This is a genomic window from Pseudomonas sp. 273, from assembly GCF_029201425.1.
GTDB classification, from domain to species: Bacteria; Pseudomonadota; Gammaproteobacteria; order Pseudomonadales; family Pseudomonadaceae; genus Pseudomonas; species Pseudomonas delhiensis.
This window is the reverse complement of sequence record NZ_CP116775.1, coordinates 3547647-3561253: the sequence shown is the minus strand read 5'-3', so window position 1 is coordinate 3561253 and position 13607 is coordinate 3547647. Positions and strand designations below refer to the sequence as shown.

Sequence of the window (13607 nt, the reverse complement as noted above, 5' to 3'; positions counted from 1 at the left end):
TCCTGGAGCCGCGCGGCGCATCGGCCGCGCGTGGTTCTTGTCGTGACGAGGGGAAGGCCGGCGCTTACCAGAGCGGCAGCACGTAGCTGAGGATCAGCCGGTTCTCGTCCAGGTCGTTGCCGAAATGGCTGGAACGCACGGTAGCGTTGCGCCATTTGACGCCGAAGTTCTTCAGCGGGCCGCTCTGCACCACGTAGCCGATGTCGGTGTTGCGCTCCCATTCCTTGCCCTCGGGCCTGCCGGCGCCCAGCTCGATGTCGTCGCCGGACAGGTAGCGCGTCATGAAGGTCAGCCCGGGCACGCCCAGGGCGGCGAAGTCGTAGTCGTAGCGTAGCTGCCAGGACTTCTCGTCGCGGTTGGCGAAGTCGCCGATCTGCACGAAGTTGACCAGGAAGGCGTCGGTGCCGCCTATGTAGGCGAAGCCGGTGTCACCGCGCATCGCCTGGTAGCCGGCGCCGAAGGCGTGGCCGCCGAGGCTGTAGGTGAGCATGGCGCCGAACGCGCGGTTGTCGACGTTGCTGTGGCCGTCGTCCTTGGAGCGGGCGAAGCGCAGGTCGGTCTTAAGCGCCTGGCCCTCGGCGACGGGCAGCACGTGCAGCAGGTTGACGATGTGCTGGTTGTACAGGCCGTCGAGCCTGGCGTAGTTGTAGCCGGTGGTCAGCTGCGGCGTCCATTTGTAGCTCAGGCCGGCGAAGTCGAAGCGGTCGCTGCTGGCGCTGGCGGTGATGCCGCGGGCGTTGCCGGTGGTGAGGGTCATGTCCTCGCTGTCGGACGAGTCGCGCTGGCTGACCTGGCGCAGGCGGCCGCCGTCGAAGGTCAGGCCGGCGAACTCGGTGGAATTCAGGTGCGCGCCCTGGAAGGTCTGCGGCAGCAGGCGCGAGTCGTTGGCCAGCACCGTCGGCAGCTTGGGCAGCAGGGTGCCGACCTTGAGCACGCTGTGGGAGGCTCGCAGCTTGGCGGTCAGGCCCAGTTCGCTGTAGTCGTCCTGGGCGCCGTGGAGCTTCTCGCGGTCGCGCGGCAGCAGGCCGGAGCCGGCGCGCCCGGGGCTGGAGTCGAGCTTGACGCCGAGCAGGCCGATGGCGTCGACGCCCACGCCGATGGTGCCCTCGGTGAAGCCGGATTCGTAGCGCAGCAGGAAGCCCTGCGCCCATTCCTCCTGTTTCGACTGGGGCGCGGCGTCCTGGCGGAAGTCGCGGTTGAAGTAGAAGTTGCGCAGTTCCAGGCTGGCCTTGCCGTCGGCCAGGAAGTCGGCCTGGGCGGGCAGGGTGATACCGAGGGAGGTGCCCAGGGTGGCGAGGGCGGCGGCATGCTTGAGCGGGGTGCTGCTCATGGTCGGAAGTACTCCTGGCGTGGCGCGGCGGCGAACCGGGGCGGGCCGTGGGCCCCGTGGATGGCGTTCGTGCGCGACACGTTGGTTGTTGTTATGTCGGCGTGCGGCGGGTAGCCGCGCAAGCCGGATAGCGAGAACCGTGCCAGGTGGTTAACTTACTGATTTAAAAGTAATTTATTTGATATTTACATGCCCGTGCGATGAGTTCTGTCTCTATTCGTGGACAAAACCCTCTTCGTCCTGACTGGAGACGCAGGAAAACCGCTGTTGTCTCTAAATGGAGAAAAGTCTCTATTTCAGGACGAAAGGCCCAGGGCGGCCATCTTCTTGTACAGCGTCGAACGGCCCAGCCCCAGGCGCCGCGCGGCCGCCTCGACGTTGCCGGCGTGTTCGGCCAGCACGTTGCCGATCAGCTCGCGTTCGAAGGCCGCCCGCGCGGCGTAGAAGTCCTGGCCCTCGGCCAGGCTGGCGCGGTTGCCGTCCGTTTGCGCCGGCGGCGCCTGCAGCGGGCCGAGGGCGGCGCGCAGGGCCTGGGCGTCCAGCTGCGTGCGGTCGTTGAGCAGCACGCTGCGCTCCAGCAGGTTGCGCAGCTCGCGCACGTTGCCGGGCCAGGCGTGGCGGCGCAGCAGGTCGAGGGCGTCGGCGCCCAGTTCGTAGAGCGCGTGCTTGTCCTCGCGCAGGTCGTCGAGGATCGCCTCGCACAGCGCCGGCAGGTCTTCCAGGCGCTCGCGCAGCGGCGGGATGACGATCGGCACCACGTTGATGCGGTAGTACAGGTCGGCGCGGAAGCGGCCCTCGCGCACGGCCTTGTCCAGGTCGATGGAGGTGGCCGCGATCAGCCGCACGTCGCTGCGCAGCACCTCGTTGGAGCCCACCGGCTCGAATTCCTTCTCCTGCAGCACGCGCAGTAGCTTGCTCTGCAGCGGCAGGGGCATGTCGCCGATCTCGTCGAGGAACAGGGTGCCGCCCTGGGCGATCTGCAGCTTGCCCGGCCGCCCCTTGCGGTCGGCGCCGGTGAAGGCGCCCGGTGCGGTGCCGAAGAACTCCGCCTCCAGCAGGGTTTCCGGGATGGCCGCGGCGTTGATGCTGACGAAGGCCTTGCCGGCCCGCGCCGAGGCACTGTGGATGGCGTGGGCGAGCAGCTCCTTGCCGGTGCCGGTCTCGCCCAGCAGCAACACCGGCGCCTCGCTGGCCGCGGCCCGGCGGGCGCGGCGCTTGACCTCCAGGCTGGCGCTGCCGTTGCCGATGAAGTGCGCCAGGCTGTACTTGGCCTGGCGCGCCTGCAGCAGCGAGCGGGTGGAGGCCAGCTCCTGGCGCATGCGCTGGTAGCGGGTGAGCAGCGGCGACAGCGAGCGTAGCTCGTCGAACAGGGCGAAGCCGATGGCGCCGATGACCTGCCCGGCGTCGTCGCGGATCGGCATGCGCATCACCACCAGCGGGTCGCGCGGCATGTCGAGGATGTCCAGCAGCATCGGCCGGCCGCTGCTCACCACCTCGCGCATCAGGCTACCGGGGATCACGCTCTCCACCGGGCGGCCGATGGCCTGCTCGGCCCCGTCCAGGCCGAAGCGCTGGGCGTAGCGCTGGTTGATCCAGACGATGCGCGCGTCGCGGTCGACGATCACGGTGCCCTCGCTGAACTGCTCGAAGATCTCGAACAGCGAGCGGATCGCCAACTGGCGGACGCTCTGGTAGTCCGTGAGGGAGTAGTTGTCGTGCATGGGCGGCCTGGTGCTTGGGGGCTTTGAGCGGGCACTGTACCGGGATGTGCTGGGTGGGTCAGTAGGGAAGGGCGGAGTATGGGTTGGGCTCTGGTGTGGCAGGGGAGTCCGCAACCCTCTCCCCAGCCCTCGGCTGCGCGCCTCGCCCTGAAGGGAGAGGGGGCTAGGCCGTGCCGGCTGAAGGCCAGGTTTCAGCCGGCAATCTCTGTGCTAGCCGGCTAACGCCGAAATACCAACGCACGCCGAACGGTCCCCTCTCCCTTCAGGGAGAGGGTTAGGGAGAGGGCGCTCTCAGCCTTGGCACCGAAGTGCCGGGAAACCCCGTTCGCGAGCAAGCTCGCTCCTACACCAAGCCAATCCGTGCCTGCGCTCCTCAGTGATTGCCGGCTGACTCAGGAGCATCCAAGCACACCGAACAGTCCCCTCTCCCTTCAGGGAGAGGGTTAGGGAGAGGGCGCTCTCAGCCTTGGCACCGAAGTGCCGGGAAACCCCGTTCGCGAGCAAGCTCGCTCCTACACCAAGCCAATCCGTGCCTGCGCTCCTCAGTGATTGCCGGCTGACTCATGAGCATCCAAGCACACCGAACAGTCCCCTCTCCCTTCAGGGAGAGGGCTAGGGAGAGGGGCTCTCAACCCCGGACACCCAAGCCCCGGGAAACACCATCACTCCGCCGCCTGCATCCCCTGCGTCTGCTTCGCCTGCTTGTAGCGCAGCGCCACCGCCGGCACCGGCGAGGCCTTGCCGGTCTCCACCCAGCGGCGGATGCGCGCGGCGTCGGCCACGTGGGTGCGCTTGCCGAAGGCGTCGAGCAGCGCCAGGGCCACCGGGCGGCCGTTCATCACCGTGACCATCACCAGGCAGTGCCCGGCCTGGTTGGTGAAGCCGGTCTTGGTCAGGCGGATGTCCCACTTGCCGGCGCGCACCAGCGGGTTGGTGTTGAAGAAGCTCAGCGCGTAGCTGGGGTGGGTGAAGCGCGCGTCCTTGGTCGCGGTGGTGCTCAGCTCGCGGATCAGCGGGTACTGGTAGGCGGCCTTGACCAGGCGGATCAGGTCGTGGGCGGTGGAGGTGTTCTCGATCGACAGGCCGGTGGGCTCCACGTAGTGGGTGTGCAGCATGCCCAGGGACTTCGCCTTGGCGTTCATCGCCTTGACGAAGGCCACGCTGCCGCCCGGGTAGTGGTGGGCCAGGCTGGCGGCGGCGCGGTTCTCCGAGGACATCAGCGCCAGCAGCAGCATCTGCCGGCGGTCGATGCGGCTGCCCAGGTGCACGCGGGAAAACACGCCCTTCATCTCGGCGGTCTCGGAAATGTCCACGTCTATCTGCTCGTCCAGCGGCAGCTTGGCGTCGAGCACCACCATGGCGGTCATCAGCTTGGTCACCGAGGCGATCGGGCGGACCACCTCGGGGTTGCTGGAATAGACCACCTTGTCGGAATTCAGGTCCACCACCAGGGCGCTGCCGGAGGCCAGGACCAGTTGGCCGGGGGTGACTTCCGCCTTGCTGGCGGCGAGGGAGGGCAGGGCGAGGGCGGCAGTGCAGGCGAAGAGCAGGCCGAGGATCGAACGACGAGTGTTCATGGATGTGATTCGCACAAGTGGGAGGGTCTACATCCGTGTAGGCAATTTCCCAGAATTCTAATCCATGACCGGTGACCGCGCATCAGCCCGACGGCGGCCCGGGGGAAAGAATTTCAAGGGCTTGCGCGTACAAGTGCGTGTATCACTTTGAAAGCGCAACGGCGGGAATGAGAAAGTGTCTCGCCAAGTGTTGCGAAATGCGAATGCGCAGTCCGGGTGTCGGCTGTCGGAATATTCCAAGTGTCTGATTTACAAGGTGTTCGACTTCTGTGGCATGAAGCTTGACTGGCTAAGCTGTAGAGAACGGGGCGGAATGCGGACTTGCGTTTACCTTTACGTTAACGTAAAGATGGTCCGCGAGCCGTCGACCGGCCGGTCATGCCCATGCCTGTGGGCCCGGCCGCGAGCCCAGTCCCAGAACAAGCACAACAAGGGAACGCCATGAACCACCCGAGCTACACCCGTGGCCGCCAGGACAAGCCGCTGCTGGCCATGACCATAGGCGCTGCCTTCGACGACACCGCCAGCCGTTTCGCCGACCGCGAGGCGCTGGTGGTGCGGCACCAGAACCTGCGCTACACCTGGGCCGGGCTGGCCGAGGCGGTCAACGCCACGGCCCGCGCCTTCCTCGCCCTGGGCCTGCGCCAGGGCGACCGCCTGGGCATCTGGGCGCCGAACTGCGCGCAGTGGTGCATCACCCAGTTCGCCAGCGCCAAGGTCGGCGCCGTGCTGGTCAACATCAACCCGGCCTACCGCGCCAACGAGCTGGAATATGCGCTGAAACAGTCCGGCTGCCGCTGGCTGGTGTGCGCCGACGCCTTCAAGACCTCCGACTACCACGGCATGCTCGCCGAGCTGCTGCCGGAGCTGCGCGACTGCCGCCCGGGCGAGCTGAACAGCGCGCGCCTGCCGGAGTTGAGCGGGGTGATCAGCCTGGCCGCCCAGGCCCCCGCCGGCTTCCTGCGCTGGGACCAGCTGGAGGGCATCGGCGCCGCCGTCTCCGCCGAGGAACTGGCCCAGCGCCAGGCGCTGCTGCAGTTCGACGAACCGATCAACATCCAGTACACCTCCGGCACCACCGGCTTCCCCAAGGGCGCCACCCTCAGCCACTACAACATCCTCAACAACGGCCTGATGGTCGGCGAGAGCATCGGCCTCACCGAGCACGACCGCCTGGTGATCCCGGTGCCGCTGTACCACTGCTTCGGCATGGTGATGGGCAACCTCGGCTGCCTCACCCACGGTTCCACCATGATCTACCCGGCGCCCAGCTTCGAGCCCGAGGCCACCCTGGCCGCGGTGTCGGAGGAACGCGCCACCGCGCTCTACGGCGTGCCCACCATGTTCATCGCCGAGCTGGACCACCCGCGCCGCGCCGAATTCGACCTGTCCAGCCTGCGCACCGGGATCATGGCCGGCGCCACCTGCCCGATCGAGGTGATGCGCCGGGTCATCAGCGAAATGCACATGGCGCAGGTGCAGATCGCCTACGGCATGACCGAGACCAGCCCGGTGTCGCTGCAGACCGGCCCGGACGACGAGCTGGAAATCCGCGTGACCACCGTCGGCCGCACCCAGCCGCACCTGGAGAGCAAGATCATCGACGGCGACGGCCGCATCGTCCCGCGCGGCACCATCGGCGAACTGTGCACCCGCGGCTACAGCGTGATGCTCGGCTACTGGAACAACCCCCAGGCCACGGCCGAGGCCATCAGCCCCGCGCGCTGGATGCTCACCGGCGACCTGGCGGTGATGGACGAGGCGGGCAACGTGCGCATCGTCGGGCGCAGCAAGGACATGATCATCCGCGGCGGCGAGAACATCTACCCGCGGGAGATCGAGGAATTCCTCTACACCCACCACGCGGTGGCCGACGCCCAGGTGATCGGCATCCCCGACGAGAAGTACGGCGAGGAACTGGTGGCCTGGGTCAAGTTCCACCCCGGCCACGGCGTCGACGAGGAGGAGCTGCGGGCCTTCTGCAAGGCGCGCATCGCCCACTTCAAGGTGCCGCGCCACTTCCGCTTCTGCGACGACTTCCCGATGACGGTGACCGGCAAGATCCAGAAGTTCCGCATGCGCGAGATCAGCATCGAGGAACTGCGCAGGGGCGATGGCTGACGAGCGCGAGGCGGCATGCCGGTAGAAAAGGGCACCATCTCCATCCGCCTGGTCAACGAGGCCCTGGCCGAACCCGTCCGCCAGGGCCTCGACGCGTCCGCGCTGCTGGCCGCCGCGGGCATCGCCGCCGAGCTGCCCGGCAAGCCCTACGCGCGGGTGCCCATCCAGGCCTACTCGCGGCTCTGGCTGCGCCTGGCACGGCAGCTGGACGACGAGTTCTTCGCCATGAACCCCCGGCGCATGAAGTCCGGCAGCTTCAACTTCATGGCCCGCACCGCCATCCACGAGGCGAGCCTCGAGGCGGCGCTGGAACGCGCGCTGGCCTTCCTCGGCCTGGTGCTGGACGGCCTGCAGCCGCGCCTGGTCAGCCAGGACGGGGTGGCGGCGATCCAGCTCGACGAGGGCGCGGCGCCGCCGCAGCGGGCCTTCTGCTACTTCACCCTGTACCTGATGGTCCACGGCCTGGCCTGCTGGCTGGTGGGCCGGCGCATCCCCATCCTCGCCCTCGACCTGCGCTGCCCGCAGCCGGACTACATCGAGGACTACCGGGTGATGTTCAGCGACAACCTGCGCTTCGCCCGCCGCCAGACGCGCCTGCTGTTCAACGCCGAGGCGCTGGCCCTGCCGGTGCGCCGTGACGAGCGCGAGCTGCGCCGCTTCCTCGCCGGCGCCCCGGCCAACATCCTGGTGCGCTACCGCGACCCGCAGAGCCTGGCCGCGCGCATCAAGGCCTACCTGCGCAGCCAGCGCTGCGAGCGCTGGCCGGACCTGGAAGCGCTGGGCAGCCACTTCTACATGGCCTCGTCCACCCTGCGCCGCAAGCTGGCCGCCGAGGGCCAGTCGTACCAGGCGCTGAAGGACCAGCTGCGCCGCGACCTGGCCATCGCCCGGCTGGACGCCGGCGAGGGCAACTTCGCCGAACTGGCCGAGGCGCTCGGCTTCGCCGACACCAGCGCCTTCTACAAGGCCTTCCGCAAGTGGACCGGCTCCACCCCCGGCCAGTACCGCGCGCTGATGCAGCAGGAAAACGACTGGCCCGACGCCTCCAGAAATTCCCCGCCAGGCCGATAGCCTGGGGCACTCCCACGTTCCAAGGACTCCCACCCATGTTCCTGACGCGCCTTTCGATCCAGTGGAAGATCACCCTGCTGGCCGGCCTCTGCCTGTTGTGCACCGTGGCGTTGCTGGTCGGCAGCTCGCTGTACCGCATGAACCACAACCTGCAGCTGGTGAAGACGGCCAACGCGCAGATGCTCGAGGACGCGGCCCAGGCGCGCATGCAGGCGCGGGCCGAGCAGCAGGCGGAGACCATCCAGCGCTTCTTCACCGACGTCTACCACTTCGGCGACCAGTTCAGCCGCCAGGTCGCCCAGCTGCGCGCGCAGAGCGCCAGGCACGGCGTGGATGCGCAGGTGCTGCGCGAGGACCTGGTGAAGCTGGTGCACGATGGGCTGAAATCCAACCCGACGCTGCTCAGCCTCTACGTGGTGTTCGAGCCCGACGCCCTGGACGGCCAGGACGCCCGGTTCGCCGGCCAGCAGGCCCTGGGCAGCAGCGAGAAGGGCCGTTTCGGCGCCTACTGGGCGCAGAAGGCCAGCGGCGACAGCAGCCTGGCGGTGACCGAGGCGATGATCGCCGACACCACCGCGATGCTCGACGGCTCGCCCTTCAACACCTGGTACCAGTGCCCGAAGCAGAACCTCAGGCCCTGCGTGCTCAACCCGTATTTCGACGACGCCTCGGGCCAGCGCGTGCTGATGACCACCGTGGTGTTCCCGCTGCTGGAGAACGGCAAGCTGCTGGCGGTGGTGGGGGCCGACATCAGCCTCAGCCGCCTGCAGCAACTGGCGCTGGATGGCGACCGTGACCTCTACGCCGGCCAGGGCAGCATCCGCATCCTCAGCCCGGCCGGGCTGCTGGCCGGCGACAGCCAGGACGCCAACCAGCTCGGCCAGCCGCTGGCCAAGTCCGTGGCCAACGCCGCCGAGATCCTCGGCGTGCAGGCCGCCGGCGCGCCCCGGGCGCTGATGGGCGAGGACCGGCTGCAGGTGGTCGAGCCGCTGCAGGCCATTCCGGATTCGAAGAATTGGGGCGTGCTGCTGGAAGTGCCGCGCCAGGTGCTGCTGGAGCCGTCGCTGAAGCTGCAGGGCGAGCTGGACGCGCGCAACCTCAGCGGCGCGCTCTGGGAAACCGCCTTCGGCGTCGGCCTGGCGCTGGTGGTGCTGCTGTTGCTGTGGCTGACCGCCCGCGGCGTGACGCGCCCGATCCTCGGCGTGGCCGGCATGCTGCGCGACATCGCCAGCGGAGAGGGCGACCTGACCCAGCGCCTGAAGTACCAGGGCCAGGACGAACTGGGCGAGCTGGCCGGCTGGTTCAACCGCTTCCTCGACAAGCTGCAGCCGATCATCCGCGACGTGAAGGCCTCGGTGCAGGACGCCCGCGCCACCGCCGACCAGTCCGCCGCGCTGTCCACCCAGACCAGCGCCGGCATGCAGCAGCAGTTCCGCGAGATCGAGCAGGTGGCCACCGCCTCCCAGGAAATGAGCGCCACCGCCCACGACGTGGCCAACAGCGCCGCGCAAGCCGCCGATGCCGCCCGCGGCGCCGACGGCGCCACCCGTGACGGCCTGGCGGTGATCGACCAGACCACCCGCGCCATCGACGAACTGGCCCGCGACATGAGCCAGGCGATGACCCAGGTCGAGGGCCTGGCGGCCAGCAGCGAGCAGATCGGCTCGGTGCTGGAGGTGATCCGCGCCATCGCCGAGCAGACCAACCTGCTGGCGCTCAACGCCGCCATCGAGGCGGCCCGCGCCGGCGACGCCGGGCGTGGCTTCGCGGTGGTGGCCGACGAAGTACGCAACCTGGCCAAGCGCACCCAGGACTCGGTGGAGGAAATCCGCCAGGTCATCGAAGGCCTGCAGAACGGCACCCGCGAAGTGGTCAGCGCCATGCACAGCAGCCACCAGCAGGCCCAGGGCAGCGTCAGCCAGGTGGAACAGGCGGTGGCCGCGCTGCGTCGCATCGGCGAAGCGGTGGGGGTGATCAACGACATGAACCTGCAGATCGCCAGCGCCGCCGAAGAACAGAGCGCGGTGGCCGAGGAGATCAACCGCAACGTGGCGGGCATCCGCGACGTGACCGAGTCGCTGTCCGGCCAGGCCCAGGAATCGGCGCAGATCAGCCAGTCGCTGAACGACCTGGCCAACCACCAGCAGGGGTTGATGGGGCAGTTCCGCGTTTGATCGATGGGTATCGCTGCGCTCAACGCCATCCTGCGTAGGGCGGATAACCGTTCGCGGTTATCCGCCGCGGTCCGGGAAACCGATGCCTGACGATTGGCGCGGCCGGGGGCCAATCGCGGACGGAGTCCGCTCCTACGTCCGTGCTCGACCGTAGGGCGAATAACCGTTCGCGGTTATCCGCCGTTGGCCGGAACGCCGGTGCCCGACGGCCGCGGCGGATAACGCCGTAGGCGTTATGCGCCCTACGGGTTGGAGAGAGGCGGCGCAGCCTGCAAGACAGTTGCTCCTACGATCGTGCTTCCTGGAACCGTAGGAGCGGACTCTGTCCGCGATCAGCCCTTGCTCACACTGGCGGCGGTCTGCCCGAAGAGGATCTTCTTGCTTTCCTCGGTCACCGACGGCCGCGAGGAGAACGGCTGGCCTTTCTCATACGCGCGCAGGGTCGCCGGGCGGGCGGCTATGCCTTCGAACCAGCGCTTGAGGTGCGGGAACTCGTCCAGGTCCTGCTGCTGGCGCTGCCACGGCACCACCCAGGGGTAGCTGGCCATGTCGGCGATGCTGTATTCCTCGCCGCCCAGGTAGGGCACCTTCGCCAGGCGCTTGTCCATCACGCCGTACAGGCGGTTGGTCTCGTTGATGTAGCGCTGCATGGCGTAGGGCAGCTTTTCCGGCGCGTACTGCACGAAGTGGTGGTTCTGCCCGGCCATCGGGCCCAGGCCGCCGACCTGCCAGAACAGCCATTCCAGCACCGTCTTGCGCCCGCGCACGTCGCCGGGCATGAAGCGGCCGGTCTTCTCGGCGAGGTAGACGAGGATGGCGCCGGACTCGAACACGCTGATCGGCTCGCCGCCGTCCGCCGGGGCGGTGTCGATGATGGCGGGCATGCGGTTGTTCGGCGAGAAGGCGAGGAACTCCGGCTTGAACTGGTCGCCGGCGCTGATATCGACGGGGTGGATGCGGTAGTCGAGCCCCGTTTCTTCGAGGAACAGGGTGATCTTGTGGCCGTTGGGAGTGGGCCAGTAGTACAGCTCGATCATGGGACCTCCTGAAGTGGGACGCCCCGGCACGGTGCCGGGGCGTACAACGCCCGCGCCCAGGAGAGCGGCGCGGGCCAAAGGCCAAGACTATAGCTTTACTTGCGGTCGATCCAGACGGTCTGCGGGTTGAGGAACTCGCGCAGGCCGAAGTGCGACAGCTCGCGGCCGAAACCGCTCTTCTTCACGCCGCCGATCGGCACGCGCGGGTCGGAGGCGGAGAAGCCGTTGATGAACACGCCGCCGCTGACCAGGCGCCGGGCCATCTGCTGGGCCTTGACCTTGTCGGCGCTCCAGATGGCGCCGGACAGGCCGAACTCGCTGTCGTTGGCCAGCTCCAGGGCGTGCTCGGCATCGCGGGCGACTATCACCGAGGCCACCGGGCCGAAGATTTCCTTGACGAAGGCGGTGTTGCCCGGCTTCACGTCGGCCAGCACGGTCGGCGCGTAGTAGTTGCCTTCGCCTTCCAGCTTGTGGCCGCCCAGCAGCAGGCTGGCGCCGTCGGCGATGGCCTGCTGCACCTGGCCGTGCAGCTCGTCGCGCAGGTCGAAGCGGGCCATGGGGCCGACGAAGGTGTCGTCCGCCAGCGGGTCGCCGATCTTCAGCGCCTTGACCGCGGCCAGCAGCTTCTCGGTGAAGGCCGGGGCGACGGATTCCTCGACGATCATGCGCTTGGCGGCGATGCACACCTGGCCGCAGTTGCCGAAGCGGCTGGCCACGGCGGCCTTCACGGCGGCGTCCAGGTCGGCGTCGGCCAGCACGATGAAGGCGTCGGAACCGCCCAGTTCCAGCACGCACTTCTTCAGCGCGGCGCCGGCCTGGGAGGCGATGGCCGCGCCGGCGCCGACGCTGCCGGTCACGGCGATGGAGGCGATACGCTCGTCGGCGATGGCCTTGGAGACCAGCGGCGGCTCGACGTTCAGCACCTCGAACACGCCTTCCGGCAGGCCGGCGTCACGCCAGGCCTTCTGCAGCTGGTAGGCGCAGCCCATGACGTTCGGCGCGTGCTTGAGCACGTAGGTGTTGCCGCCGAGGATGATGCTCACCGCGCCACGCATGACCTGCCAGGTGGGGAAGTTCCACGGCATCACGGCCAGCACCGGGCCCAGCGGCAGGTAGGAGATGTACGCACCCTCGATGCTGGTCTTCTCGTCTTCCAGCATGGCCGGGCCGTGTTCGGCGTACCAGTCGCAGAGGTTGGCGCACTTGTTGATCTCGCCGCGCGCCTGGGTGACCGGCATGCCCATTTCCTGGGCTTCCACGCGGGCCATGGGCTCCACGTTGGCGCGCAGCACCTCGGCCATCCTGCGCAGCACGGCGACGCGCTCGGCCACCGGAGTATCGCGCCACTGGCGGAAGGCGGCGTCGGTGCGGGCCAGCGCGGTTTCCAGCTGGGCGGCGTCCTCGAAGGGGTAGCGGGCCAGTTCCTGGCCGGTGGCGGGGCTGCGCGAGATGGCAGCGGGGATGGCGGCGATCTGGTTCATGGAAGGTCCTTGCACGGCAGGTGGGGCTTGCCGCCGTTGGTCGGCGGCGTGGGTCGTTGGGCCGGCGACACTGGCGCCGGCATGGCGGAGAAATTAAGGTGGCGTACCTTTCATGACAAATGAATAATTCAGAAAGAACCATTCTTTCGGAGAGAAACGTGGACCTGACCCAGCTGGAGTTCTTCCGCGCCGTCGCCCAGGACGGCAGCATCACCGCCGCCGCGGGCCGCCTGCACCGCGTGCCGTCGAACCTGACCACGCGCATCAAGCAGCTGGAAGGCGAGCTGGGCGCCGAACTGTTCATCCGCGAGAAGTCGCGCCTGCGCCTGTCGCCCACCGGGCGCAGCTTCCTCGACTACGCCGAGCGCATCCTCGACCTGGTGGAAGAAGCCCGCCAGGTGGCCAGCGGCGCCGAGCCCCACGGCAGCTTCTCCCTGGGCTCCATGGAAAGCACCGCGGCGGTGCGCATCCCCGAGCTGCTGGCGCGCTACCACCAGCGCTACCCCAAGGTGCAGCTGGACCTTTCCACCGGCCCTTCGGGGGAGATGATCGACGGCGTGCTGGCCGGCCGCTTCATCGCCGCCTTCGCCGACGGCCCGGCCAACCACCCGCAGCTGGACGGCCGCCCGGTGTTCCAGGAGGAACTGGTGCTGATGAGCGCCCAGGGCCACCCACCGGTGCGCGACGCCCGCGACGTGGCGGGGGAGACGGTGTTCGCCTTCCGCGACAGCTGCTCCTACCGCAAGCGCCTGGAAGGCTGGTTCGCCGAGCAGCGGGTGGTGCCGGGCAAGATCATGGAGATGGAGTCCTACCACGGCATGCTCGCCTGCATAGCCGCGGGGGGCGGGGTGGCGATCATCCCCAGGGCGATGTTCGACAGCCTGGCGGGTGGGCGCAACGTGACCATCCACCGCCTGGCCCCCGGCCACGCCGAAGCCACCACCTGGCTGTTCTGGCGCCGCGGCACCGACACCCCGGCGCTGCGGGCCTTCATCGGCTTGCTGGAGCCGGAAAGGCGGGATGCGGCGTAGGGGTATAACCCAGAAAACAACGTAGGAGCAACTGTCTTACAGGCTCTACCGAAGTGCTCTTCGT

General features: G+C 68.4%; 9 protein-coding genes. 4 read left to right on the top strand and 5 right to left on the bottom strand.

The window, feature by feature from the left end; all coding sequences use genetic code 11:
- Positions 1–64: 64 nt before the first annotated feature.
- The 3 genes from PKO50_RS16415 to pbpG form a co-directional block, all read right to left on the bottom strand.
- Positions 65–1330, bottom strand: coding sequence for an OprD family porin (locus PKO50_RS16415; RefSeq protein WP_275630323.1), 1266 nt, complete (start codon positions 1328–1330; stop codon positions 65–67).
- A gap of 296 nt (positions 1331–1626) precedes the next feature.
- Entirely contained in the window at positions 1627–3051 is a 1425-nt protein-coding gene (locus PKO50_RS16410) for a sigma 54-interacting transcriptional regulator (protein ID WP_275630322.1), read from the bottom strand.
- A 662-nt stretch (positions 3052–3713) separates the two neighbouring features.
- Entirely contained in the window at positions 3714–4628 is a 915-nt protein-coding gene (gene pbpG, locus PKO50_RS16405) for a D-alanyl-D-alanine endopeptidase (RefSeq protein WP_109935560.1), read from the bottom strand.
- Positions 4629–5069: 441 nt separating this feature from the next.
- Between pbpG and PKO50_RS16400 the strand changes: the two genes are divergently transcribed.
- The 3 genes from PKO50_RS16400 to PKO50_RS16390 are packed head-to-tail and all read left to right on the top strand — an operon-like array spanning position 5070 to position 9994.
- A complete protein-coding gene (locus PKO50_RS16400; protein ID WP_275630321.1) occupies positions 5070–6749 on the top strand; it encodes an AMP-binding protein in 1680 nt (559 codons plus the stop codon).
- Between the two features lie 15 nt (positions 6750–6764).
- Positions 6765–7820, top strand: coding sequence for an AraC family transcriptional regulator (locus PKO50_RS16395; protein ID WP_089394307.1), 1056 nt, complete (start codon positions 6765–6767; stop codon positions 7818–7820).
- Positions 7821–7855: 35 nt separating this feature from the next.
- Complete coding sequence (locus tag PKO50_RS16390) at positions 7856–9994, top strand: methyl-accepting chemotaxis protein (protein ID WP_275630320.1); 2139 nt, start codon at positions 7856–7858, stop codon at positions 9992–9994.
- Positions 9995–10326: 332 nt separating this feature from the next.
- Here the strand turns inward: PKO50_RS16390 and PKO50_RS16385 are convergent, their stop codons facing one another.
- Positions 10327–11031: a glutathione binding-like protein gene (locus PKO50_RS16385; RefSeq protein WP_109936446.1), complete on the bottom strand. Its 705-nt coding sequence runs from the start codon at positions 11029–11031 to the stop codon at positions 10327–10329.
- Positions 11032–11126: 95 nt separating this feature from the next.
- Positions 11127–12512, bottom strand: coding sequence for an NAD-dependent succinate-semialdehyde dehydrogenase (locus tag PKO50_RS16380; protein ID WP_109936445.1), 1386 nt, complete (start codon positions 12510–12512; stop codon positions 11127–11129).
- 158 nt (positions 12513–12670) lie between these two features.
- Between PKO50_RS16380 and PKO50_RS16375 the strand changes: the two genes are divergently transcribed.
- Positions 12671–13543 carry a LysR family transcriptional regulator gene (locus tag PKO50_RS16375; protein WP_089393745.1) on the top strand — a complete coding sequence of 291 codons (873 nt, stop codon included), beginning with the start codon at positions 12671–12673 and terminating at the stop codon, positions 13541–13543.
- Positions 13544–13607 lie beyond the last annotated feature (64 nt).

Excerpts from the sequence above, each read along its gene's own strand:
- PKO50_RS16415 (WP_275630323.1), bottom strand. The coding sequence starts at position 1,330 with ATGAGCAGCACCCCGCTCAAGCATGCCGCCGCCCTCGCCACCCTGGGC.
- PKO50_RS16410 (WP_275630322.1), bottom strand. The coding sequence starts at position 3,051 with ATGCACGACAACTACTCCCTCACGGACTACCAGAGCGTCCGCCAGTTG.
- pbpG (WP_109935560.1), bottom strand. The coding sequence starts at position 4,628 with ATGAACACTCGTCGTTCGATCCTCGGCCTGCTCTTCGCCTGCACTGCC.
- PKO50_RS16400 (WP_275630321.1), top strand. The coding sequence starts at position 5,070 with ATGAACCACCCGAGCTACACCCGTGGCCGCCAGGACAAGCCGCTGCTG.
- PKO50_RS16395 (WP_089394307.1), top strand. The coding sequence starts at position 6,765 with ATGCCGGTAGAAAAGGGCACCATCTCCATCCGCCTGGTCAACGAGGCC.
- PKO50_RS16390 (WP_275630320.1), top strand. The coding sequence starts at position 7,856 with ATGTTCCTGACGCGCCTTTCGATCCAGTGGAAGATCACCCTGCTGGCC.
- PKO50_RS16385 (WP_109936446.1), bottom strand. The coding sequence starts at position 11,031 with ATGATCGAGCTGTACTACTGGCCCACTCCCAACGGCCACAAGATCACC.
- PKO50_RS16380 (WP_109936445.1), bottom strand. The coding sequence starts at position 12,512 with ATGAACCAGATCGCCGCCATCCCCGCTGCCATCTCGCGCAGCCCCGCC.